The 24,297-nt window shown below is 34.4% G+C and carries 20 protein-coding genes; 12 read left to right on the forward strand and 8 right to left on the reverse strand.

What is annotated here, in order from left to right:
• Positions 1-32: 32 nt before the first annotated feature.
• On the forward strand, positions 33-1,637 hold the full coding sequence (locus IW18_RS22005) for a fumarate hydratase (protein WP_041520359.1): 1,605 nt from the start codon (positions 33-35) through the stop codon (positions 1,635-1,637).
• Between the two features lie 106 nt (positions 1,638-1,743).
• Here IW18_RS22005 and IW18_RS22010 read toward each other — a convergent pair whose 3' ends face one another.
• Both IW18_RS22010 and dinB read right to left on the reverse strand, forming a co-directional pair.
• Positions 1,744-2,244: a PAS domain-containing protein gene (locus IW18_RS22010; protein ID WP_041520360.1), complete on the reverse strand. Its 501-nt coding sequence runs from the start codon at positions 2,242-2,244 to the stop codon at positions 1,744-1,746.
• 99 nt (positions 2,245-2,343) lie between these two features.
• A complete protein-coding gene (dinB, locus tag IW18_RS22015; RefSeq protein ID WP_041520361.1) occupies positions 2,344-3,426 on the reverse strand; it encodes a DNA polymerase IV in 1,083 nt (360 codons plus the stop codon).
• Positions 3,427-3,563: 137 nt separating this feature from the next.
• Here dinB and IW18_RS22020 point away from each other — a divergent pair, with 137 nt between their 5' ends.
• Together IW18_RS22020 and IW18_RS22025 are read left to right on the forward strand one after the other, a co-directional pair.
• Positions 3,564-4,298 (forward strand): metallophosphoesterase family protein, encoded by a 735-nt coding sequence (locus IW18_RS22020; RefSeq protein WP_041520362.1) that lies wholly within the window; start codon positions 3,564-3,566, stop codon positions 4,296-4,298.
• A 49-nt stretch (positions 4,299-4,347) separates the two neighbouring features.
• Positions 4,348-4,854 carry a DUF6646 family protein gene (locus IW18_RS22025; protein ID WP_041520363.1) on the forward strand — a complete coding sequence of 169 codons (507 nt, stop codon included), beginning with the start codon at positions 4,348-4,350 and terminating at the stop codon, positions 4,852-4,854.
• Between the two features lie 174 nt (positions 4,855-5,028).
• Here IW18_RS22025 and IW18_RS22030 read toward each other — a convergent pair whose 3' ends face one another.
• The 5 genes from IW18_RS22030 to IW18_RS22050 form a co-directional block, all read right to left on the reverse strand.
• On the reverse strand, positions 5,029-5,685 hold the full coding sequence (locus IW18_RS22030; RefSeq protein ID WP_041520364.1) for a 3-oxoacid CoA-transferase subunit B: 657 nt from the start codon (positions 5,683-5,685) through the stop codon (positions 5,029-5,031).
• Between the two features lie 94 nt (positions 5,686-5,779).
• Positions 5,780-6,481, reverse strand: a complete 702-nt coding sequence (locus IW18_RS22035; protein WP_041520365.1) for a CoA transferase subunit A — start codon at positions 6,479-6,481, stop codon at positions 5,780-5,782.
• Between the two features lie 170 nt (positions 6,482-6,651).
• Positions 6,652-8,958, reverse strand: a complete 2,307-nt coding sequence (locus tag IW18_RS22040; RefSeq protein WP_041520366.1) for a penicillin-binding protein 1A — start codon at positions 8,956-8,958, stop codon at positions 6,652-6,654.
• A gap of 10 nt (positions 8,959-8,968) precedes the next feature.
• Complete coding sequence (locus tag IW18_RS22045; RefSeq protein ID WP_041520367.1) at positions 8,969-9,448, reverse strand: gliding motility lipoprotein GldH; 480 nt, start codon at positions 9,446-9,448, stop codon at positions 8,969-8,971.
• Positions 9,432-10,772, reverse strand: a complete 1,341-nt coding sequence (locus IW18_RS22050; protein WP_041520368.1) for a PSP1 domain-containing protein — start codon at positions 10,770-10,772, stop codon at positions 9,432-9,434. Before IW18_RS22050 ends, IW18_RS22045 begins: the two co-directional genes overlap by 17 nt.
• Before the next feature lie 547 nt (positions 10,773-11,319).
• Between IW18_RS22050 and IW18_RS22055 the strand changes: the two genes are divergently transcribed.
• The 6 genes from IW18_RS22055 to IW18_RS22080 all read left to right on the forward strand — a co-directional run bounded on the left by IW18_RS22055 (position 11,320) and on the right by IW18_RS22080 (position 16,710).
• On the forward strand, positions 11,320-12,582 hold the full coding sequence (locus IW18_RS22055; RefSeq protein WP_123902542.1) for a hypothetical protein: 1,263 nt from the start codon (positions 11,320-11,322) through the stop codon (positions 12,580-12,582).
• A 32-nt stretch (positions 12,583-12,614) separates the two neighbouring features.
• Positions 12,615-13,127 (forward strand): hypothetical protein, encoded by a 513-nt coding sequence (locus tag IW18_RS22060; RefSeq protein ID WP_041520370.1) that lies wholly within the window; start codon positions 12,615-12,617, stop codon positions 13,125-13,127.
• A 71-nt stretch (positions 13,128-13,198) separates the two neighbouring features.
• The gene (locus IW18_RS22065) at positions 13,199-14,143 is read left to right on the forward strand and encodes a DUF6175 family protein (protein WP_041520371.1); all 945 of its coding nucleotides are present in this window, start codon (positions 13,199-13,201) and stop codon (positions 14,141-14,143) included.
• 18 nt (positions 14,144-14,161) lie between these two features.
• Positions 14,162-15,118 carry a hypothetical protein gene (locus IW18_RS22070; protein WP_041520372.1) on the forward strand — a complete coding sequence of 319 codons (957 nt, stop codon included), beginning with the start codon at positions 14,162-14,164 and terminating at the stop codon, positions 15,116-15,118.
• A 120-nt stretch (positions 15,119-15,238) separates the two neighbouring features.
• Entirely contained in the window at positions 15,239-15,958 is a 720-nt protein-coding gene (locus IW18_RS22075; protein ID WP_123902544.1) for a hypothetical protein, read from the forward strand.
• A complete protein-coding gene (locus tag IW18_RS22080; RefSeq protein ID WP_240475591.1) occupies positions 15,955-16,710 on the forward strand; it encodes a hypothetical protein in 756 nt (251 codons plus the stop codon). Before IW18_RS22075 ends, IW18_RS22080 begins: the two co-directional genes overlap by 4 nt.
• A gap of 119 nt (positions 16,711-16,829) precedes the next feature.
• On the opposite strand, the gene trhO is transcribed toward IW18_RS22080, so the two are convergent.
• A complete protein-coding gene (gene trhO, locus IW18_RS22085; RefSeq protein WP_041520374.1) occupies positions 16,830-18,188 on the reverse strand; it encodes an oxygen-dependent tRNA uridine(34) hydroxylase TrhO in 1,359 nt (452 codons plus the stop codon).
• A gap of 315 nt (positions 18,189-18,503) precedes the next feature.
• Between trhO and IW18_RS22090 the strand changes: the two genes are divergently transcribed.
• The 3 genes from IW18_RS22090 to IW18_RS22100 are packed head-to-tail and all read left to right on the forward strand — an operon-like array spanning position 18,504 to position 24,201.
• Entirely contained in the window at positions 18,504-19,649 is a 1,146-nt protein-coding gene (locus IW18_RS22090; RefSeq protein WP_041520375.1) for an efflux RND transporter periplasmic adaptor subunit, read from the forward strand.
• 18 nt (positions 19,650-19,667) lie between these two features.
• The gene (locus IW18_RS22095) at positions 19,668-22,841 is read left to right on the forward strand and encodes an efflux RND transporter permease subunit (protein ID WP_041520376.1); all 3,174 of its coding nucleotides are present in this window, start codon (positions 19,668-19,670) and stop codon (positions 22,839-22,841) included.
• Positions 22,834-24,201 (forward strand): efflux transporter outer membrane subunit, encoded by a 1,368-nt coding sequence (locus tag IW18_RS22100; RefSeq protein ID WP_041520377.1) that lies wholly within the window; start codon positions 22,834-22,836, stop codon positions 24,199-24,201. The genes IW18_RS22095 and IW18_RS22100 overlap by 8 nt, the downstream gene beginning before the upstream one ends.
• Positions 24,202-24,297: the final 96 nt, after the last annotated feature.

Below are 24,297 nucleotides of genomic sequence, written 5' to 3' on the forward strand. Positions count from 1 at the left end.
AAATAATTTCTAACTTTGTAAAAAACAAAGCAATGATTGATTTTATATACCAAGACCCTTATCCTATTTTAAAGGATGATACGCAGTACCGCAAAATTACTTCTGATTTTGTGAAAGTAGAACAATTTGGAGAACGTGAAGTTTTAACTGTTGATCCAAAAGGTTTAGAATTATTAGCTGAAGAAGCTTTAACAGATGTTTCGTTCATGTTGAGAACGACTCATTTGCAAAAATTAAGAAAAATTCTTGACGATCCCGAAGCGACAGATAATGATCGTTTTGTGGCTTACAATTTACTTCAAAATGCATCTGTAGCTGCCGAAGGACAATTACCAAGTTGTCAGGATACCGGAACTGCAATTGTAATGGCAAAAAAAGGTGAAAGTATTTTTACTGGTGTTGATGATGCAGAATGGTTGAGCAGAGGAATTTTCAACACGTACCAAAAACGTAACTTACGTTATTCTCAGATTGTTCCAATTTCGATGTTTGAAGAAAAAAACTCAGGTTCTAATCTTCCGGCACAAATTGATATTTATGCTAAAAAAGGAACTTCTTACGAGTTTTTATTTATGGCAAAAGGTGGTGGATCTGCCAATAAAACCTACTTGTATCAACAAACAAAATCTTTATTGAATGATAAATCTATGGATGCATTCATTCGCGCAAAAATTAAAGATTTAGGAACTTCTGCTTGTCCTCCATATCACTTAGCATTAGTAATTGGTGGAACTTCTGCAGAAGCAAATTTAAGTGCGGTTAAAAAAGCTTCGGCTGGTTATTACGACCATTTACCAACTACCGGAAATATGGCTGGTCAGGCTTTCCGTGATTTAGAATGGGAAGAAAAAGTTCAGAAAATATGTCAGGAAAGTGCTATTGGTGCTCAATTTGGCGGAAAATATTTCACGCATGATGTCCGCGTTATTCGTTTGCCACGTCATGCAGCTTCTTGTCCGGTTGGATTAGGTGTTTCATGTTCTGCTGATAGAAATATTAAAGGAAAAATTACTAAAGACGGAATCTTCGTTGAGCAACTAGAGGTAAACCCAAAACAATTTTTACCAGAAACAGCTCCACATTTAGAAGCTCCTGTTGAGATTGATTTGAATATGCCAATGGCTGATATTCTCGCTAAATTGACTCAGTACCCAATAAAAACACGTTTAAAATTAAACGGAACCGTAATTGTTGCTCGTGATATTGCTCACGCAAAAATCAAAGAATTACTTGAAGCTGGAAAGCCAATGCCAGAATATTTTAAAAATCACCCAGTTTATTATGCTGGTCCGGCAAAAACTCCAGAAGGTATGGCCTCAGGAAGTTTTGGACCAACAACTGCGGGTCGTATGGACGTTTATGTAGATGAATTCCAGAAACACGGTGGAAGTATGATTATGTTAGCCAAAGGAAACCGTACGAAACAAGTTACTGATGCATGTAATAAATATGGCGGATTCTATTTGGGTTCCATTGGAGGACCTGCTGCAATCCTTGCGCAAGACAACATCTTAAAAGTTGAAGTTGTTGATTTTGAAGAATTAGGAATGGAAGCTGTCCGAAAAATTACTGTTAAAGATTTCCCTGCTTTCATCATTACGGACGATAAAGGAAATGACTTTTTTGAAAATTTATAATTTTTTAGACACTAAGATACTGAGGAGCTAAGGCTCTAAGTTTTTTTATATTAAAACCGCCTTTTGGGCGGTTTTTTCATTTCTTATGTTTTCTTCGCGTTTGTAATTAAGCACTTAAAACTTCTTTTTCAAAAGCTATAAAATGTGTTAGTTTGCCCTTTAAATTAAAAACGGGAGTACTATTGATTTTACATTTATAAGTTCTACCGTCTTTTTTGTAGTTTTCAATTGTTTTTTCAAAAGGGATCTGTAGTTTTATTGCTTCGTTTATTTCTTTAATAGTCGTTTTAGAAGTTGTGGGACCCTGAAACATTTTTGGTGTTTTTCCAAGAACTTCTTCTTCTTTGTAACCAGTCATTTTTTTGATTCCGTTTGAAGCAAAAACTATTTTTAAATCTAAATCAGTGACCAGAATAACTTCTTCTTTTATTCGTTCTTCAATTTTAAGGCTTTCATCATTCCAGGTAAATTGAGTCGAAATCTTTTTAACTTTTTGTAAATCAGCAAAAGCAGCTTTCAATTCTCTTACGTGTTCGCAATGAAAATCCCATGCCAAAATAGGAACTGAATTTCGAGATAAAGACTCCTCAGATTTGTTAGTTTTCATGATGACGAATTCAAAATTATTAAATCTTCCCTTTCAAAGGTAGAAAGAAAATTCATCACAAAAACATAAATCTTGTGATAAAATCGTAACTGTCTGACATTAAAACGAAAACTTTAGCTGTACAACAACTGCTTTCTTTTCTTCCGTATTTAAATTACTCAAAGAGATTCCTAGCAATCGAACAGAATCTTTCATGCGTTCCTGATACAATAATTCTTCAACAGTTTCGAGGATCAAACTTTTATCTGAAATAAAATAGGGTAACGTTTTGCTTCGTGTTTGTTGTGTAAAGTCACTATATTTAATTTTAAGCGTGACAGTTTTTCCAGATATTTGATGTTTTTTCAATCGTTTTTCTAATGAAATTGCAATCTTTTCTAATTGCTCCAACATAAAAATTTCAGATGATAAATTAACATCAAAAGTATGTTCTGCAGCAACTGACTTGGTAATTCGATTTGACTTTACTTCACTATTATGAATTCCTCGAACAACTTTGTAGTAAAAACTTCCCGACTTCCCAAAATGCTTCTCCAGAAATTCTTCGGATTTACTTTTAAGATCACTTCCTGTAAAAATTCCCAGCTGATACATTTTCTCTGTGGTTACTTTTCCAACACCATAAAACTTTCTAATTGGTAACTCTTCTAAAAAGGCTAATATTTCATCGGGATTTACCGTTTTCTGACCGTTTGGTTTATTGATATCCGAAGCTATTTTTGCTACAAATTTATTGACCGAAATTCCTGCAGATGCCGTAAGTCCAACTTCCTTTAAAATTCTTAATCTAATTTCCTGCGCTAACAATCCCGCACTTGGATTTCCTTTTTTATTATGTGTTACATCAAGATAAGCTTCGTCAAGCGAAAGTGGCTCAACCAAATCTGTGTATTCATAAAAAATTTTGTGAATTTTGGCCGAAATCTCTTTGTACCGATCAAATCGCGGGCGTACAAAAATAATTTCCGGACAATACTTTTTGGCCAAAACACCACTTATAGCACTTCGAACACCAAATTTCCGAGCTTCATAACTTGCTGCCGAAACTACTCCACGATTCTCTGATCCACCAACAGCTACCGGCTTTCCTCGTAAAGCAGGATTATCCATCTGCTCTACTGAGGCATAAAAAGCATCCATGTCTATATGAATAATTTTTCGATATGTAGGCGTTTCAGACATGCTACAAATTTAAATAGGAAAGCAGGAATATGACATCAAAATAATCATAAAAATATGCTCTTTTAAAGATTATCAACTTAATGATCACAAACAAATCATTTTCTTTATTTTTGTATTTCTACACGAAACAAAATAAAATGCGAACATTTGTTATAGGCGACATACACGGCGGACTACTCGCTCTTGAACAGGTGATGAAAAAAGCTCAGGTTACTACCCAAGATACTCTTATCTTTTTAGGCGATTATGTCGATGGCTGGAGTCAATCTCCACAAGTAATTGATTATTTGATGGATTTAAAAAGCAAGCAAAATTGTATTTGCATTCGAGGGAATCATGACGAATTACTTTTATCTTGGTTTCAAGGCAAGAAAGAAGAGGTTGATGAGACTTTGTGGTTTAAACACGGCGGTGAAGCAACAGTTATGGCTTATAAAAAGTTAACCGAAGAAAGAAAACAAATTCATATAGCTTTTTTAGAGTCTTTAGAAGACTATTATCTCGATGACAAAAATAGGTTGTTTGTTCACGCTGGCTTTACCAATTTGAATGGTGTAACTTATGAATATTTTCCTAAATTATTTTACTGGGACAGAACACTTTGGGAAACTGCACTTTCATTAGATCCAAACTTAACACCAGATGATGTGCTTTATCCAAAACGTTTCACCTTGTATAAAGAAATTTTTATTGGTCATACTCCTGTTACGCGAATTGGAAAAACAGTTCCGGTACAAAAAGCTTGTGTTTGGAATGTAGATACTGGTGCTGCCTTTAGAGGGCCTTTGACAATAATGGATATTGAGACAAAAGAATTCTGGCAAAGTGACCCATTAAATGAATTGTATTCTAACGAAAAGGGTAGGAATTAGTTCATAAAAAGCTATTTTTACACTTTAAAAAAAATAATATTTTAAGTTTATGAAAAAGATTATTACACTATTGTTCTTAGTATCATTCAGTTTTACACAAGCACAACAGGCTTTTAAAGGAAAGGGAGACATAAAAGTGAATGTTGGAGCTAACTTACAAAATGGAGGTTCTGGAATTCAGGGTTCTGTAGATTTTGGTTTAGGAGAAAATTTCTCTTTTGGTTTTGTTTCCAACTATTTGTTAGGTGTAGATGACAACAATCTAGGTGGTAAAAGGACACCCGATTTTAGCGAGCGTTTTGATGCAAAAGCAAGAATTAATGCTAATTTATCCAGTGTTATAGGTGTTGATCAATTAGATATTTATCCTGGTTTAAGTTTAGGCTTAAGAAATTTTGGAGGACATATTGGTGGTCGTTACTTTTTTACTGATGGATTTGGAGTTTTTACAGAAATTGGATTTCCAATTGCAAAATATAGCAACAATCACGAACTATATGATAATCTAAACAATCAAACGACTTTTAGTTTAGGAGCTTCATTTAGTTTAGATTAACTTTTTAAGTTCCAAAGGCTCATAGGCTCAAAGGGACAAAGTTTTTAAAAAGAAAAAACCGCCATAAGGCGGTTTTTTCTTTTTACATATAGATTCATCTTCAGGCTTACAACTTTGTCCCTTTGAGCCTATGAACCTTTGAGCCTTTGAGCTTATGAACCTTTAAACCTAAAACTAAATCTCCATTTCTGGAATTTCGCCTTCAATGATCAGATCAGCTTCTGTTGAAGCAATGATATGCTCAACTGAAATGCCTGGCGCGCGTTCTAAGAGCTTAAAACCTTTTTCCGTCACTTCGAGAACTGCAAGCTCAGTTACAACCTTTTTAACACATCCTACGCCCGTTAATGGCAAAGAGCATTTTTTTAAGATTTTAGACTCACCGGCTTTATTGACATGCATCATAGCTACAATGATATTCTCGGCCGAAGCCACTAAATCCATTGCACCACCCATTCCTTTTACCATTTTACCAGGAATTTTCCAATTGGCAATATCTCCGTTTTCAGAAACTTCCATCGCTCCCAAAATAGTTAAATCTACTTTTTGGCTTCGGATCATTCCAAAACTAAAAGCCGAATCAAAGAAACTAGCTCCTGGAAGTGTTGTAATGGTTTGTTTACCTGCATTGATAATATCTGCATCTTCTTCTCCGGCAAATGGAAAAGGTCCCATACCTAGAACTCCATTTTCGCTTTGAAATTCAACGGCAATATCTTCTCTAACATAATTTGCAACCAAGGTTGGAATTCCAATGCCCAGATTCACAAAATATCTGTCTTTAACTTCTTTCGCAATTCGCTTTGCTATATCTTCTTTACTAAGTGCCATATTTATAATGTGTCAATTTGGAAATTAGATAATTAGATAATGCTTCACTTTGCGCAATCTAATTAATTATCTAATTATCACATTTTCTAATTATCTAATTCTTAACTCTCACCGTGCGTTGTTCGATTCTCTTTTCAAATTTTTCTCCTTGAAAGATACGTTGTACCATAATTCCCGGAATATGAATTTGATTTGGATCCAGAGTTCCCACAGGCACAAGTTCCTCAACCTCGGCAATGGTAATTTTTGCAGCACCCGCCATACAAGCATTAAAGTTTCTGGCAGTTCCCTTAAAAATAAGATTTCCGGCTTCGTCACCTTTCCATGCTTTTACAATAGCAAAATCGGCTTTAAAAGCTTGCTCCATGATATGCATTTTCCCATTGAATTCGCGAACTTCTTTACCTTCGGCAACTTCTGTTCCGTAGCCTGCTGGCGTGAAGAAAGCAGGAATTCCAGCTTGAGCTGCACGACAACGTTCTGCTAAAGTTCCTTGTGGCGTTAACTCAACATCTAATTCACCCGAAAGCATCTGACGTTCAAACTCTGCATTTTCGCCTACATAAGACGAAATCATTTTTTTGATTTGCTTCTTTTGCAAAAGCAATCCTAAACCAAAATCGTCGACTCCTGCATTGTTAGAAATACATGTCAAATCAGAAATAGGAGTATTTACTAAAGCTGCAATAGTATTTTCAGGAATTCCGCATAATCCAAAACCTCCAAACATGATTGTCATGTTACTTTGGATTCCTTCAATTGCATCCTGAACGTTATTTACTTTTTTTGTTATCATAACAAACTGTCTTTATTACTGTATATTTTTGATAAAAATAAGATTTTTAGATGAAATTATAACGATTTCGTAAAAAATAAAATCACATGATTCCAAAAAAAATCCTTTTGTTTTCTTCCGAATTTCAGAAGATCACAAAAGGATAATTTTATTAAAAAGTCAAATTTAAACTATAGTTCAAATTCATCTGTATTTTGTTCTGTTTGCGTAGTATCTTTTACAACGGCAGGTCTGCTGTAACAATCTACTTTTATAGAAAGATTTGCAGGTCTTTCAAATTCAGATTTTGAAACTTGAAGTCCAGGATCTGCATAACAAAGTTTCATGAAATAACCCCAAATTGGTAATGCTGCAGTAGCTCCTTGTCCGTAAGTTAAACTCTTGAAACGTGCTGAACGGTCTTCGCAACCAACCCAAACACCTGTTACTAAGTTTGGAACCATTCCCATAAACCAACCATCTGATTGATTTTGAGTTGTTCCTGTTTTACCAGCAATTGGATTTCTAAACATATACGGATATCCTGTCCATCGGTTGTCTCCACTTCCACCTCCTTCGGTACGTAAACGCGCACCAGAACCAGTTTCTGTAACTCCTTCTAATAATTTGATTACTGCAAATGCAATATCTTTATTTAATACATCGTGAGATTCTGGAATTGGCTCATAAATAACCTCTCCACTTTTATTTTCAATACGTGTTAAAAATTGTGGTTTTACATAAACTCCCTGATTCGCAAATGTACTATAAGCAGCAACCATATCTTCAACAGTAATATCTACGGCTCCAAGAGCGATAGAAGGTTGTGCCGGGATTTCTGTTTTTACTCCTAACTTATGCGTTAATTCTACAACTGCTTCCGGACCAACACGATCAATTAATTTTGCCGAAATAGTATTGATTGAATTTGCCAAACCTTGTTTCAAAGTAACCATTCCGCGGTATCTGTTATCAGAGTTTCTTGGTTCCCAATCTGCGGTTACATTGTGTCGTCCTTTATGAATCATAAATGGACCATCTAGAATCGAATCGCAAGGAGACATATTTAATTGTTCGATAGCAGTTGCATAAACGAACGGTTTAAAAGTCGAACCTACTTGTCTTGCTCCTTGCCCAACGTGATCGTATTGGAAATATTTATAATTAATTCCACCAACCCATGCTTTAATGCTTCCGGTTTGAGGCTCCATCGCCATTAAACCAGATTGCAAAAAGTGTTTAAAATAACGAATAGAATCCATTGGAGTCATTACGGTATCGCGCTCACCTTTCCAAGTAAATATGCGCATTTTGGTTTTTACTTTAAAGGAAGCAATAATGTCATCTTCGCTTTTATCCATATCTTTCATGATTGCCCAACGAGTCGAATTTTTCATCGCTTGCATCATGATTCGCTCTGTTTCAGCTTGAGTAATGTTTACGAATGGTGCGTTTTTATTGGTTTTCATTTCGATAAAAAACTGCTCCTGAAGATTTTTCATATGTTCAGAAACTGCTTCTTCTGCATGAAGCTGCATTCTTGAATCGATTGTGGTATAAATTTTTAAACCATCTTTGTAAATATCATAATCAGAACCATCTGGTTTTTTATTTTCAGCTACCCATTTTTTCATGTAATCACGAAGATACTCTCTAAAATAAGTCGCTGTTCCTTCGCGATGGCTTTCTAATTTGAATTTTAATGTAATTGGTAAAGCTTGCAATCTCAATTTCTCAGCCTCAGTAATCATTTTTGCTTTTTCCATTTGAGAAAGCACCACATTACGACGGTTTTTTACTCCTTCAGGATTACGAACTGGATTGTATAAACCTGAGTTTTTGAACATTCCGACTAAAATAGCCGATTCGTCCATTGTTAAATCTTTTGGATCTTTTGAAAAATACGTTTGAGCCGCAGAACTTACTCCTACTGAATAATTTCCGAAATCGTAAACGTTGCAATACATCGCCAAAATTTCGTTTTTGGTATATTGTCTTTCCAGGCGAATGGCAATAATCCATTCTTTTATTTTCTGCACAATCCTAAACGGAAGAAACTTAGATCCTTCTCCGTGAAATAATTGTTTTGCTAATTGTTGTGTTAATGTACTTGCTCCACCATTTGTTCCTAAACTAAAAACGGCTCTTAAAGTTCCACGTCCGTCGATACCTGAGTGATCGTAAAAACGTGCATCTTCGGTAGCAACCAAAGCTTCTACTAAACTTTTTGGTAAATCAGAATATTTAAGTTGTGATCTATTGGTTTTAAAATATTTACCAATTACTACTCCATCTGACGAAATAATTTCTGTCGCAAGGTTAGAATCCGGATTTTCTAGATCTTCAAAAGAAGGCATTGAACCGAATAATCCCCATGAGGCGAATAAAAAGAAGGCTAATATCCCTAACAAACTATAAGCAAAAATTCTCCAGAATTTCTTTTTATAGTAATTGATATCTTTTGTGGTATTTGTTTGATTGTTTTTTTTAGCAGCCATAACTATTTTTCTAATCTTTTTGTTCTATTCTAAAACCTACGTCTGTAATACCTTCTAAAGCCTGAACGCCTGGTATTTTACCTGACTCTCTAACGGCTTGTTTGATGTGGACTTTGTATTTTCCTTTAAACTTCACATCTTCTTTATAATACAGTTTACTTTCTTTAATATCTGAAAAACCGTTTCCTAACAAAGTTCCGTCAGGTTTTGCCATTTCATACTCCAAAGTATCTACTTTGGTGAAACCACTTGGCGTTTCAATAGCTACAATTAAAAACAAATTTTTGAATGGATAATTGTTATTGTCCCTCAAATTTATAAATAAATTGTACTTTTTAGTCGAATCTAAAACTGGTAAATCGAAAGTAATAATACTGTCTTTGTTCCAAGCGCTTCCAACAGATTTATACTCATCAAATACTCTTTTTTTATCACACGAAAAAAGAAGTATTGCTACCAAAAGAAGAATCCCGCTACTTTTTATTCTCATTTTTAGTAATAATTATAGGTTTTCTAGGTTCAGCCGGTTTATTGTCATTCGAATTATTTGGTTTATTCGATTGATTCGGCTTATTATTATTTGGCTTATTTCCCTTGTTAGGATTTCCTCCACCAGGTTTATTAGGCTTTTGATTTCCTTGCGCTTGAGGTTTTTCAGGTGTAGCCACAATCGCTGCTTCTGCATTTGGTTTGCGTTTGCGATTTGGTTTTTTCTTTCTTTTGGGTTGATCAAAACGAGTTAAACTCTCTTGTCCCATTGCATTATTAAAATCCTTTTCAGGCTCTGAAGTAACTTCAATAGCAAAATCTTCTAATGACGATACTTTATTTTTTAATTTGTTCTCGGCAATAATTTCTTTTACCTGATCAATTTTCAAAACATGCCAGTTTGCAAAATTATTGGTGTAAGCAAACCACATTAATCCTTTAAAAATATCTTGTTTTTGGCAAATTGCATCTCCTTTTTCGGTTACCAATTTTGTATCGTAATCCGGAAAGTCTTTCAACGCATCCATGTAGGTATCAAGCTCGTAATTCAAACAGCATTTTAATTTACCACATTGTCCTGCTAATTTTTGCGGATTTAGCGAAAGCTGTTGGTAACGTGCCGCAGAAGTATTTACACTTCTAAAATCTGTTAGCCATGTAGAACAGCAAAGTTCTCTTCCGCAAGAACCTATTCCGCCCAAACGCGCTGCTTCCTGACGGAAACCAACTTGTTTCATTTCGACTCTGGTACTAAATTCTTTTGCAAAATCTTTAATTAAAAGTCTAAAATCGACTCTGTCATTTGCTGTGTAGTAAAATGTAGCCTTTGATCCGTCTCCTTGAAATTCAATATCTGAAATTTTCATTTCTAACTTATGCTGAATCGCCAATTCTCGTGCACGAACTTTCATTGGCTCTTCACGATCACGTGCTACAGACCAAATATCGATATCTTTTTGAGATGCTTTTCTGTAAATTTTTGGGATTTCATTACTTTCGTGATTAACACCTTTTTTCTTCATTTGAATTTTAACCAATTCTCCTGTCAAAGTAACAATTCCAATATCATGTCCTGGCGAAGCAACAGTTGCTACTATATCACCAATACTTAAAGTTAATTTTTCTGAATTTCTAAAAAATTCCTTACGTCCATTTTTAAAACGAACCTCAACACAGTCAAAAATTGCCTCTCCATTAGACGGACTCATGTTCGAAAGCCAGTCAAAAACCGTCAATTTATTGCAGCTATCGGTGCCGCAAGTCCCATTATTTTTACAACCCTTTGGTGCGCCGCCATCTGAGGTTGAACAACTTGTACATGCCATAATTATATATGTAGTGTTGCAAAAAAGCAACTTAAGTTCATAAACGTTTGATCGGTAAAGATAGTATTTTTTTTAGTTTGCTTTTTATCGATTAAAACTAAAGGGTTGTTAAATTAAAAAACTATTCTTTTTTGCTAAAAATGATTTTGATTATATGTAAATCTTCCTTATTTCTCCTGCTCCTATCCTCTAAAATTTAACTGACATAACCAAAAAAGAAAATTTTATTGTACTCCAAATAACGATTTTAAAATTTTGGGATTTATTCTAAATGTGATTCTGGTTCAAAATTTAAACCATTGAATTATTATCATCAGATAATTAATTCGACAAGTAGCGGTTATCAAAAATTGCTGACCAGAATAATTATTTATGATACAGAAACCTTTGAAACTGATTTTTTAAAATAAAACCTTATTCTATTGTTTTTATGACTTATTACTGACTTCCAAGTTATCTTTTTTGGAATATTTTTACATACTTTTCTGACAAATTATTTTATAAAGTCAGAAGTACTAACTATTCACCCGGAAATATCCACAAAAGAATGAAGAATTTTATGAGATTAAAGAATGTACTATTTGCAATGAGCCTAATTGTAAGTTCAACTAGTTTTGCCCAAGCAGGTAAAGAAGTCAAAGACACCAAATACCGAAGAAGCTCACTTCACACTATTTTAATAGAATCAGAAAACTTTCCAAAAAAAGATCAGGTTATCGGCGCCTATTACAATGCCCCTTTTCCAGACAAATTTGATGATCATACCATTGGAGAGAAATCATTTGATCCCAAAAAATATGGTTTAGTTAAAGAGTCTTCTGATGAAGAGATGACTTCAGCAATCAATAAATATTTTACAAATAACAAAATTGCAAATAAATTGGTTGCCAAATGGTTCAATAGAAAATCTAACGGAACCTTTGACATTAGCTTAGTAAGCGAAAGAGGATTAATTAATGCCTCATTTACAGATATTAAAACCGCAGAAGCTTCAGCAGAAGGAAAAGCTCTTTTACAATCTGCCGGTTTAGAATTAATTGGCAACACCTTTGTTGTAGTTTCAAAAATGAAATTCATAGAAAATGAACCAGTAGCAAGAGTTACTTATGAAGCAGCCATTGTAGCAGCAAACAAACTAACAATTTCTTTACTTCGAAACAAAGCGATAGATGTTGCCGAGAAAGCTTATAACAAAGCCAAGGAAGGATATTCTGTCTGGACAACTTCTTACTTATACAAATTAAAATGGGATGATGATACTAGTAATACTTTTTATCAGGATTACTGGATAGACAATTCAACATCTGGAAATCTGGCAGAAAAAAAAGCAAAATTTGATAAATCCGACTTGTTTCAATTGGAACTTATTGGTTCAGAAAACTCTACAAGTCTTGTAACTTTTTCATTGAATGGAAAAAGAACCGAGAATCAAATCATCAATCTTGCTGTAACACGAAATGTAGATAAGGTGTATTCAAAACTTCAAAAAAAATATGATGTATTCAAAACTAAAGTACCCTTATTTACAGGGAATCCTATAACAGCAAAAATTGGCTTGAAAGAGGGAATTGAAGCGGGAGATAAATTTGAAGTATTGGAAGCTAATATGGATCCTAAAACTGGAATTATTGAATACAAAAGAAAAGGAACTATAAAAGTTAGCAAAAATAGAATTTGGGACAATCGTTACACTGGTGGTCTTCCGCTTTTGGACGATGATGGAAACGAAATTAATTCAGCACTGGAAGCAACCACTTTTGAAGGTGGAGGCAAATATTATCCAGGCATGTTGATTAGACAGATTAATTAATAAAATTCAACCTCAAAATTCAAAAATTACAAATGAAAAATCTTAAACATACTCTTACACTATTTTTTTTAGTGTTGATCTCCACCTTTGGAATCGCTCAGCAACGAAAAGCTAATAAAGACACAGAGGCATGGAGATACGAAATAGAAGCCGTTCAAACCGGAACACAAGGAACCTATTTGATAAAAGTTTGGTCGTATTCTAAAAAACCAGAAATTGCCGCAGAACAATCCAAAAAGAATGCAATTCATGGTATTATATTTAAAGGTTTCCCTGGCAAGGCTGGTGTTCCAGGTCAAAGCCCCCTTACTAACAATTCCAATTTAGAAGAAGAAAAAGCAGATTTCTTTAAAAGCTTTTTTACAGATGGAGGAAAATACATGAAGTTTGTTTCTTTATCAAACGACGGCGCTGTTGCAGCAGAAGATCGCATGAAAATTGGTAAAGAATACAAAATTGGAGTAATCGTATCTGTAAATGTTGCAGAATTACGAAAAGACCTTGAAAACTCAGGTGTTATTAAATCGCTTACAAGCGGATTTTAAAGTTGAAATTTTACATCAAAACTTTAAAAAAATAACAAACTCTACCTTAAATTTTAAAAACAATAAAATAAATGAAAAAGATACTTTTAATTCTTACTCTCTTTTTAAGTATTTCAGAGACAAATGCACAGGCAAAAAAACCAACAATAATGGTGGTTCCAAGCGATGTTTGGTGCAATCAGCGTGGTTATATGCTTGAATTTTATAATCAGGGATCAATTGTAAAAGTGCCCGATTATAAAACGGCGCTACAGGAAAACTCAAATCTTTTAATTGCCATTAGTAAAATAAATGAATTGATGGCCACAAGAGGATTTCCTTTAAAAAATCTTGAATCTGCATTAAAATCCTTAGAAAGTGAATCTGCAGAAGATGCCATGCTTAGCAGTAAAACTAGTGGTGCATCAGTTGTTGAAAGCCCAATCGACAAATTAAAGAAAACAGCAAAGGCCGACATTATTATACAGATAACCTGGAATGTTAATACAATGGGACCAAAACATTCTGTAACCTTCAATTTGCAAGGCCTGGATGCCTACACCGACAAACAAATTGCCGGAGCATCTGGAACAGGAAGCGAACTTATTGGATCTAATTTACCTGTAATGTTAGAAACAGCAGTTCTATCGCATATGGACAATTTCAATACACAATTAATGAGTCACTTTGATGATATGTTTGCTAACGGGAGAGAAATCACTTTAAGATTGAAAAAATGGGATTCCTTTAAAGGAGATTTTGAAACTGAATATGGTGGAGATGAATTGGGAAATCAAATAGACAATTGGGTAAAAAACAATACCGTAAAAGGGCGCTACAGCGCAACAGATACCACTGAAAATATGATGCTTTTTGAACAAGTAAGAATCCCTCTTTATGATGGATCTGGAAAAGCAATTGACGCAAAAGGATGGGCAAAAGGACTTCAAAAATATTTGAAAGACACTTATAAAATAGATTCTAAATTAATGACAAAAGGGCTTGGACAAGCCTCTATTGTAGTTGGAGAAAAATAATTTAATAGCTAAAAAGAGATGAAAAATATAATTTCATTAGTGTTGATGTTTCTATTCATTGGAGCAAAAGCCCAAAATGCTGGCGTTTATGATGCCAGTTCACAAATAGACATTACTGTATATGTACCTGATCAAGTTGAAGGACTGACTGATAGTGCAAGAAATAATCTTGAAAGCAAACTTTCTCAAATCGTTACATCAAGTGGTTTGGGTGTTAGTTCAGAAAATTCAAGATTTATTATCACTGCCAACGTTGTTGTTTTAACAAAAGACATTACGCCAACAGCACCACCAATGCAAGCCTACACTTTGGGCGTAAATCTTTATATTGGCGACGGTATGGAAGGCATTAAGTTTTCAAGTTGTAGTGTTACTCTTAAAGGTGTTGGAGAAAATGAAACAAAAGCATATATGTCAGCTTTGAAAAATTTAAAAGTAGATGACCCTAAGTATCAGGATTTTATTGCCAAAGCCAAAATCAAAATTGTAGATTACTACAATCGCAAATGCGATTTTATTATAAAAGACGCAAAAGCAATGGCCGGACAGGGTCAATATGATGCTGCACTATTTAAATTAGCAACCATTCCAGATGCTTGTAAAGCGTGCTACGATAAGAGTATACCTGTTTCGAAAGTAATTTACAAGCAATATATAGACAATGACTGCAAAGTGAAGTTGGCTGCCGCAAAAAACATTTGGAACACGAGCCAAGATGAATCGGGAGCTTATGCTGCTGGAGAATATCTAACAGAGATTAGCCCAAATGCTACCTGTTATAACGAAGCAAAAGCATTTACAGATAAAATTGGAGCTAAAATTTTAGCTGACGGTAACAAAGAGTGGGCATTTAGGATGAAAGTGTATCAAGATGAAGTTACAGCAGACAAAGCTGCTTTAAAAGCAGAAAGAGATATTGCTCTTGCCTATGCTAAATCAACTTCTGTAAACTACATTGTAGCGGGTTGGTGGTAAAAGCGCAACACAATACATATTTTAAAATTTTTATTATCTTACTATCCCACAAGAACTACTTGTGGGATTTGTATTTTATGAAAAAATCACAAAAAGCATTTTTTTTAAATTTAAAAAAATATGAATATTCTCATAAAAAAATATTCTTTTTTGCTCTTACTGTTTAATATCAATATGGCTTTCTCTCAAACAAAACCTAATTCTAATTGGACACTGGCTTTTAATGTCAATTTTCCTCCCAGCTCTGAAAGCATAGAGGATATTAATTTTGCAAATGAAAAACCCGAATGCAAATTTGAATTGAAGGGAAAAGTTATGCTAAAATATTCTTTCTGTTTACAGAATGATTCCATCGCATCCCTATTTCAATTCAAAAATAACAAATATGAATTTCAGGAAAACATGATTTATCAGCCATATCTATGGCATTTTGACGGAGAACTTCTTATTTCAAATTTCAAAATAATAGATTTCAATCACGATGGAAACGAAGATCTTTTATGTTGGATCAATTCTAATATAAATGGGAATCGATGGACAATTTTGTTTATGAATGACCAAAGACAACAAAAACTGGTTAGATTATATAATACCGCTGATCAAACAGATATTTGGGATTATCCTCAATATCATAACGAAACTAAAATTATAAGTACTGAATTTTACGGAAGTGCTTTTGGAACTTCAGGAGAAAGTAGTTATAAACTAAAGGACGATTTTACTATAATTCCGTTGCAAAAGCATTTTCAGGATCGAACTACAAACAATATAGTTGACTATAATTATGTGGGCAAAAATGGCAAATGGAAATTAAAATCTAAAGTAAAAATTAAACCATGAATAAATATTTGATTTATCCGGCAGCACTATTATTACTAATCGGATCTGTCAGTTGCAGTAAAACAAAAGGACAAAAAGAACCAGCTTCGGTAAAAGAGATTACAGCAATTGTAAAAGATGAACAAGAAGATGCTTTTTCAATAAATGCAAGAAGAAAAAAAATTAAAGATTTTGTCCCAAAAGGTTACGTAATTTTCGACACTATTTATGGGGATTTGAATAAAGATGGTCAAGAAGATTGTGTATTTATCATTAAAGCAACAGATAAAAGTCAATTCATAAATGATGAATCCCGAGGCGAATTAGACCGCAACCGCCGAGGTATTATTGTTCTCTTAAAGAAAAATGACGCTTATGAATTGGTTGTTATAAATTACAACTGTTTTTCGTCTGAAAACGAAGATGGCGGCGTTTATTTTGCCCCGGAATTATCTTTTGAAATATCTAAAGGAAAATTATTCATTAACTATAGCCACGGAAGATATGGATATTGGGAATATACATTTAGATATCAAAATTCAGATTTGGAACTTATAGGTTATGACTCCAGTAGTAATAGCGGACCAGTAATTAATAGCGAAACGAGTATCAATTTTTTAACAGGAAAAAGAATAACCAATGAGAATACTAACGAAAACGCAGATAGCGGCGAGGAAGTATTTAAGAAAATTGTGGCAAAAGTAAGCAAAAACAAACTCACTAAATTATCTGAAATTGAAGATTTTGATGAATTTCAAGTTTTAGATCAATAGCAATAAAAACATTTAGATGCTATCAATTCTTAAATTCTGAAGTAGTAAAGCAAGGTTTAACAAAAAAAGCAGATTTTGTTTTACACAAAATCTGCTTTTTTAAATTATTAAAAGTAAATCTATTCTAAAATCTTATAGATTTTATCTGATAATCTAATTCTGAAAGGAACTTCAAAAGTAACTTTATCTCCAATTTTTGCAGTTGCAGTTTCTACTCCATCTACAATCATTTTATCTAAAACTAATTCTTGCTCACCTGTTGTTGGTCCTGAAATTAAGATTTTATCTCCAACATTAACTTCTTGATTTTCTACAGTAAATTGTCCAACTTGTGCTTTTACATAATAATGCTCTGCTTTTCCAAGTAATGCTTTTTTCACCTTTATTTTTTGTCGAATATCTGCTGGCTTTTCGGCTGTACCCAAAGCAGCATTTGGCAGTTCACCAGAATGTTTAAATTTCAAACTGTCTGATTTCCCTTTTCTGAAAACTTTATTTCCAACTTGTTTTCCGGTTCTCAAACGAACTTGATCCACTAAAGGCATGTGAATAACTTCAAGACATTCTGTAGAACAGCAGTTTTCCATCGCTGCTTTACATTCATCGCATTGAATAAACAACAAATGACATCCATCATTTTCGCAATTGGTATGATTATCACAAGGTTTACCACATTGATGACATTGCGAAATAATATCTTCTGTAATTCTTTCGCCTAGACGATTATCAAATACAAAGTTTTTCCCAATGAATTTACTTTCAATACCTTCAGCTTCAATTTGTTTGGCATAATTAATGATTCCGCCCTCTAATTGAAAAACATTTTTAAAACCTTGGTGTTTAAAATAGGCACTTGCTTTTTCGCAACGAATTCCTCCGGTACAATACATTACCAGATTTTTATCTTCTTTATGATTTTGAAGTTGTTCGTTGATTATTGGTAAACTTTCTCTAAAAGTTTCTACATCTGGAGTAATTGCATTTTTAAAATGTCCTACTTCACTTTCGTAGTGATTTCTAAAATCGACAACAATTGTATTTGGGTCTTCTAAAATTTCATTGAATTCCTTGGCTTTCAAGTGAACGCCTATATCGGTTACATCAAAAGTTTCGTCGTTTAAACCATCAGCGACAATTTTATGACGCACTTTGATTGTTAACTTTAAAAAGGAGTGATCATCATGTTCTACGGCTTCATTCAAACGAATGCCTTTCATAAAATCATATGCTTCAAGAGTTGTTCTAAAAGCCTCCAAGTTTTCTTCAGGAATGCTCATTTGAGCATTAATACCTTCGTTGGCAACATAGATTCGACCTAATGCATCGAGTGCATTCCAGGCTACAAATAAATCATCACGAAATTTTTTGGGATCTTGAATTTTGGCATACGCATAGAAAGACAACGTTAATCGTTGTTTACCAGCATCATCGATCATGATGGCTCTTTCTTCTGCGCTTAAAGTGTTGTACAGTTGCATGCTATAAACTAATTTAAGTTGAGAATATTTTTGATTTTAAAAAAAATCTGGTGCAAAAATAAGGTTTATTTTCAGATTAAAAATTCTATTAACATTTTATATGTTTTTTATGATTAAATAAAATCGAATCGTAAAGTGTAAGTTTTTACCTATAATCACATCCAATTACTGATAATCAATCATATACATTTACTTTATAGCACAGCAAAATGAAGCATACTTTTGACATTTCTTATTAAAAAAATGTTAACTTAGCTATGTACATAATTGGTTTTTAATTATTTGAATATTAATGCATCTTAATATAAATTAAAAATGAAGAAAATTTACACTTCGGCAATTCTCTTACTTTTCTTTCTTTCAGCTTGTAAAAAAGAAACTCCCCCAACGCCAAAACCTCTAGAAATTTCGATCCTTACAGTTTTAAATCAGGATGTAAAAGTAGAATCTGAATATACTGGACAAACTTATGGTCAGTCGGATATTCAGATTAATCCACGCGTCGATGGTATTATTACAAGTTTAAATTTTAAAGAGGGTAGTTTTGTTACGAAAGGACAATTATTGTACAGCATTGATCCGTTGCCTTATAAAGCAAAAGTTGATGAAGCTGATGGTACATTGGCAGAATCTCAAGCTCGTTTGGCAAAAACCAAGGCCGATTTAGACATGATTGCTCCATTAGCCAAAATAAATGCTGTTAGCCAGAGAGAATTAATTTCGGCAAAATCTGCATATAATGCTTCTCAAGCTCAGATTAAAGCATCACACGCTTCTTTAGAAAACGCCAAAATTGAATTGGGTTATTGTAGAATTCAAGCACCAATTTCTGGTTTAATCGGAATATCTAAAGTAAGAGTGGGCGACTATGTTAGACCAGGAGCAGGATCTGTTTTAACTACAATTTCTGACCTAGGCGATGTTAGAGTTCGGTTTACAATGAGTGAGCAAGAATTCCTACGTCTTTTTAGAGAATTTAATAAACCCAACTCCCCCTTAAAAGGTTCTGGAGCAATTGTTTCTTTAAAGCTATCAGATGGATCTACTTATCCGGAAACCGGTAGAGTTAGTTTTGCCGACAGACAAATTGATCCTTCTACGGGTGCCATAACTTTTGAAGCATCATTTGCAAATCCTGATAAATTGCTACGTCCGGGACAATATGTGAAAATTGGTTTGCTTACAGATGTCCGTAAAAATGCAATCGTGATTCCGCAACGAGCAGTTATAGAAGTACAAGGTATTTATCAAGTGTATGTTCTTGGAAAAGACAACAAAGTCAATATGCAAATCGTAAAACCAGGCCCATCTGTAAAAGATGGATATATTATTGAAGATGGCTTAAAAGCCGGAGATAAGATTGCTCTGGGAGGTACATCTTTATTAAAGAATGGAAGTGTTATTACGCCAAAAATAATCCAATGGCAATTAGGTCAGACTGAAACTGTAGCAACTAAATAATTTATACAACATAGTATTATGGGAGAATTTTTCGTTCGAAGACCAATCGTTGCTATTGTAATTAGTATTATTATTGTGATACTTGGATTACTGGCATTACAAAAAACGCCTATTTCGCAGTACCCAGACATCAATCCGCCTGTTGTAAAAATCAACACAAGTTTTACTGGAGCCAATGCGTTGAATGTTGAACAAGCTGTTGCTACACCTATTGAACAAAAAGTGAATGGTGTGGAAAACATGTTGTACATGAAATCTACCAATACTTCTGACGGGGCTTGTACTATTGAGGTAACTTTTGATGTTGGAACTAATTTGGATAATGCAAATATGCTTACTCAAAACAGACAAAATCAATCTTCACCTTTTATGCCTGCAAGTGTTAAGCAGCAAGGTGTGGTAGTAAAAAAGTCCCTTTCATTCCCGATGATGTTATTTACAGTTACATCCAACAATCCGAAATACGATGCCAAATTTTTAAATAATTATGCCAGTATTAATATAGTAGATCAATTGGCTCGTATAAAAGGTGTTGGAGAAGTTTCGCTTTTTGGAGGAAGCGATTATTCGATGCGTATTTGGTTAAAGGCTGATGTAATGAGCAAACTTGGCGTTACAGTCGATGATGTAAAAAACGCTTTGAATGCTCAAAACATGATTAGTCCCGGAGGAAAATTTGGTGCCGAGCCAGCTCCACCAGGCACTGAGTTTACTTATGGTGTTACGCTTCAAGATCGATTGGTAACTGAAAAACAATTTGGAGAAATCGTTGTACGAAGTAAAAAAGATGGTGCACAGGTTTTACTAAGCGATATTTCCAGAATTGAATTAGGAACTGAAAATTATAGTTCGTCTGCACGTCGTAACAGCTCGCCAAGTGCAGTAATGGCAGTTTACCAAATGCCCGGCAGTAATGCTCTAGAAGTGGCTAAATTGGCAAAAAAAGCGATGAGCGACTTGTCTCAAAAATTCCCAAAAGATATAGAATATCAAGAATCACTAGATACAACTCTTGCCATTACTGCGGGGGTTGACGATATTGTTCACACTCTTTTTGAAGCTATTATTCTGGTAATTCTGGTAGTATTTATTTTTCTTCAAAATTGGCGTGCTACTTTAATTCCATTAATTACAGTTCCTGTTTCATTAATAGGTACAATTGCAGTTTTCCCATTATTAGGATTTTCTATCAATACGCTTTCTCTTTTAGGATTGGTACTCGCTATTGGTATCGTAGTCGATGATGCAATTGTTGTTGTAGAAGCTGTAATTCATCATATCGAAAAAGGAAAAACCCCACGAGAAGCAACGATTCAGGCAATGCGCGAAGTATCTGGTCCCGTAATTGCAATTGCCTTAATTTTAATTGCTGTTTTTGTACCTGTTGCAATGACTCCGGGAATTACTGGACGTTTTTATCAACAATTTGCCATAACTATAGCGGTCTCTGTAGCATTCTCGGCTTTTAGCGCGTTATCTTTAAGTCCCGCTTTATGCGCCATGTTGTTAAAACCTACAAAACCAATCGAGGAACAAACTGGTTGGTTAGCTAAATTTTTTGCCGGATTTAATAGAATTTTCGAAAAAGTAACCGGAAAATACATATCAGGAGCTACTTACTTTGCAAAAAAATCAATGCGAATTGTTGTATTACTAGCCGTTATTCTATTGGCAGTTGTATTATTAGGCAAAAAAATTCCTTTAGGATTTATACCCGAAGAAGATCAGGGTTATGTTTTAGTAAATATGTCTTTGCCGCCAGCCTCATCATTACAGCGCACGGACGAAGTATCAAGAAAAGTTGACAGCTTTTTGAAAGAAGAAAAATCCATATTGTCTTATACCACAATAAACGGTTTTAGTATGCTTACCAATTCATATCAGCCTAATAGTGCATTTGTTTTTATCTCATTAAAACCTTGGGAAGAAAGAGACGAAACCTCTAAACAATTTGTAGACAGAATAAACAAAAAATTTGCGACTCAAATAACTACTGCTTCTGTTTTTGGATTTGGGCCTCCGGCAATTCAAGGTTTAGGTGCATCTGCCGGTTTTAGTTTGATGCTACAGGATAAAGGTGGCAACACACCGCAATATTTGGCGGAACAAACTCAGGCTTTTATAGCTGCCGCCCAAAAGCGACCTGAAATAAAACGTATTTATACCACTTTTAATGCAGGTTCACCACAAATTAAACTTGACATTGATAATGACAAAGCAATGAAACTAGGCGTTCCCGTCTCGAAAGTTACCGAAGCATTAGGCGCCTTTTTAGGAGGAAGTTATGTGAATGACTTTAACCGTTTTGGTCGTCAATATAAGGTTTTCATACAAGGCGAAGCCGTTAATAGAGTAAAACCTGAAGATCTAAATTTAATCTACATTAAAAATAACGATGGCGACATGCTTCCAATATCTACATTGGTGACGGCCACAAAAGTTATGGGACCTGATTTTACAAATCGGTTAAATCTTTTTAGATCAGCCGAAATTGGTGGAAGTCCAAATGATGGTTACAGTAGTGCTCAGGCTCTCGAAGCGTTAGAAGAAGTTGCTAAGGAAACTTTACCAGCAGATATGGGCTACGATTACATCAACCTTTCGTACCAAGAAAAACATTCTCCCGGTGGAGGATCCGTTTTTATAATGGCATTGGTGTTTGTATTCCTAATTCTTGCGGCACAATACGAAAGCTGGAAATTACCCTTTAGTGTATTACTTGGTGCGCCATTTGCCGTCTTTGGCGCATTATTAGGACTCCTTTTAGCCAGAATAGGAAGTGATGCTTACGTCAATAACGTTTTTGCGCAAATTGGCCTTGTATTGCTAATTGGATTGGTGGCTAAAAATGCCATTCTTATTGTTGAGTTTGCCAAAGAAGAATATGAAAAAGGAAAACCACTCTACGAATCGGCGATGGTGGCGGCCAAACTTCGTTTTCGACCAATATTAATGACCGCCTTTGCCTTTATCCTTGGTGTTGTTCCTTTATTAACTGCTACTGGTGCAGGTTCTCAGGCGCGTATTGTAATGGGAATGGCTGTGTTTAGCGGTATGTTAATCGCCACTGTTTTAGGTGTATTAATTGTACCCGGTTTATTTGTTATGATTGAAAACATCGGAAAAAAGAAAGATGATGAGATCGTACCAACTGAAAAAAATATGGACTCAAATACTACAGACCATGATTAAGAAATACAAAATAATCGTAGTTATATTTATACTTTCACTATTACCAGTGGGCTGTATGGTGGGGCCTAAGTATAGTAAACCTGAACAGCTCAAGTCAGATTCTTATAAAAACGAACGAAATTTAGACAGTTTGGCTTCAGTTACCAATTTAAAATGGTTTGATTTATTTAATGATGATGTTTTAAAAGATCTCATTACAAAGGGACTTCAAAACAATTACGATTTAAAAATTGCGGTAACCAGAATTGATCAACTTAGAGCGCAATTAGGATACTCTAAAACGAACTTGTTGCCTTCCTTTCAATATGCAGCAACGATAAACAGCAATGAAAAAAATCTAATACCATCGAATGTTGGAGCTAGCATGTCTTGGGAAATCGATTTTTGGGGACGATATCGTCATGAAAATAATGCGGTACAAATTGAACTTCTTGCTACCGAAGAAGCCCGTAAGGTTGTACTTTCTGATATTGTGAGCAGTATTGCGACAGCATATTTTCAGATGCGCAATTTTGATAATCAATTGGAAATTGCAAAACAAACGCTTTCTACAAGAGAGAAATATTATGACATTATAAACAAAAGATTTCAAAGTGGTTATATCTCTGAAGTTGATAAAGTTCAAATTGAACAGCAGGTTGCTATTGCACAGGCAACGATTCCAAATATCAAAAGGCAAATTACCAATCAGGAAAATATAATCTCTCTTCTTACTGGTCAGCTTCCGACTGAAATACCACGAGGAAAATCTAACACAGAATTGAGAATTGTAAGCGAGATACCGTTATCGATACCATCATCTTTGTTAGAAAACAGACCAGATGTAAAAGCGGCAGAATTAAAGTATAAAGCTTCTAACGAAAGAATTGGAACTGCTCAAGCCATGCGTTTTCCTTCTCTAAATCTTGCAGCAATTGCAGGATTTGCTAGTGCCGATTTAAGTAATATGTTTTTAGGAAGTTCTTATGCTCAAAATGCCTCCGCGGGAATTGCAGGTCCAATATTTGCCTTTGGAAGAAATAAACGAAGAGTCGAAATATACAGACAACAGGCCGAAGAACTCAAATTCTCTTATCAAAAAACATACATTTCTGCGGTGATTGAAGTAGAACAATCAATTCAAGATATTAAAACTTACAAAGAAGAATGGGAAGCTCGCAACAGACAAGTTCAAGCGGCTTTTATAAATTATAAATTGTCTTATGAAAGATATGACAGCGGTTATGTTTCTTACCTCGAGGTTTTAGATGTCGAAAGCAACTTATTTCAAGCGCAATTAAGCCTTTCTCAATTATCTGAAAGACAATTAAGCTCAACAGTACAATTATACAAAGCTCTTGGTGGAGGATGGAATCTTTAGAGGTACAAAGGATTCGTAATATATCTAAAAAACAAAAAGCACTATATTTCTATAGTGCTTTTTTAGTCTTTGTACCTCTGTACCTTTGTTTCTTTG

This window comes from Flavobacterium hibernum, assembly GCF_000832125.1.
In the GTDB taxonomy this organism is placed as follows: Bacteria; Bacteroidota; Bacteroidia; order Flavobacteriales; family Flavobacteriaceae; genus Flavobacterium; species Flavobacterium hibernum.

Coding starts and splice junctions, on each gene's coding strand:
- IW18_RS22005 (WP_041520359.1), top strand. CDS start 33: ATGATTGATTTTATATACCAAGACCCTTATCCTATTTTAAAGGATGAT.
- IW18_RS22010 (WP_041520360.1), bottom strand. CDS start 2,244: ATGAAAACTAACAAATCTGAGGAGTCTTTATCTCGAAATTCAGTTCCT.
- dinB (WP_041520361.1), bottom strand. CDS start 3,426: ATGTCTGAAACGCCTACATATCGAAAAATTATTCATATAGACATGGAT.
- IW18_RS22020 (WP_041520362.1), top strand. CDS start 3,564: ATGCGAACATTTGTTATAGGCGACATACACGGCGGACTACTCGCTCTT.
- IW18_RS22025 (WP_041520363.1), top strand. CDS start 4,348: ATGAAAAAGATTATTACACTATTGTTCTTAGTATCATTCAGTTTTACA.
- IW18_RS22030 (WP_041520364.1), bottom strand. CDS start 5,685: ATGGCACTTAGTAAAGAAGATATAGCAAAGCGAATTGCGAAAGAAGTT.
- IW18_RS22035 (WP_041520365.1), bottom strand. CDS start 6,481: ATGATAACAAAAAAAGTAAATAACGTTCAGGATGCAATTGAAGGAATC.
- IW18_RS22040 (WP_041520366.1), bottom strand. CDS start 8,958: ATGGCTGCTAAAAAAAACAATCAAACAAATACCACAAAAGATATCAAT.
- IW18_RS22045 (WP_041520367.1), bottom strand. CDS start 9,448: ATGAGAATAAAAAGTAGCGGGATTCTTCTTTTGGTAGCAATACTTCTT.
- IW18_RS22050 (WP_041520368.1), bottom strand. CDS start 10,772: ATGGCATGTACAAGTTGTTCAACCTCAGATGGCGGCGCACCAAAGGGT.
- IW18_RS22055 (WP_123902542.1), top strand. CDS start 11,320: ATGAAGAATTTTATGAGATTAAAGAATGTACTATTTGCAATGAGCCTA.
- IW18_RS22060 (WP_041520370.1), top strand. CDS start 12,615: ATGAAAAATCTTAAACATACTCTTACACTATTTTTTTTAGTGTTGATC.
- IW18_RS22065 (WP_041520371.1), top strand. CDS start 13,199: ATGAAAAAGATACTTTTAATTCTTACTCTCTTTTTAAGTATTTCAGAG.
- IW18_RS22070 (WP_041520372.1), top strand. CDS start 14,162: ATGAAAAATATAATTTCATTAGTGTTGATGTTTCTATTCATTGGAGCA.
- IW18_RS22075 (WP_123902544.1), top strand. CDS start 15,239: ATGAATATTCTCATAAAAAAATATTCTTTTTTGCTCTTACTGTTTAAT.
- IW18_RS22080 (WP_240475591.1), top strand. CDS start 15,955: ATGAATAAATATTTGATTTATCCGGCAGCACTATTATTACTAATCGGA.
- trhO (WP_041520374.1), bottom strand. CDS start 18,188: ATGCAACTGTACAACACTTTAAGCGCAGAAGAAAGAGCCATCATGATC.
- IW18_RS22090 (WP_041520375.1), top strand. CDS start 18,504: ATGAAGAAAATTTACACTTCGGCAATTCTCTTACTTTTCTTTCTTTCA.
- IW18_RS22095 (WP_041520376.1), top strand. CDS start 19,668: ATGGGAGAATTTTTCGTTCGAAGACCAATCGTTGCTATTGTAATTAGT.
- IW18_RS22100 (WP_041520377.1), top strand. CDS start 22,834: ATGATTAAGAAATACAAAATAATCGTAGTTATATTTATACTTTCACTA.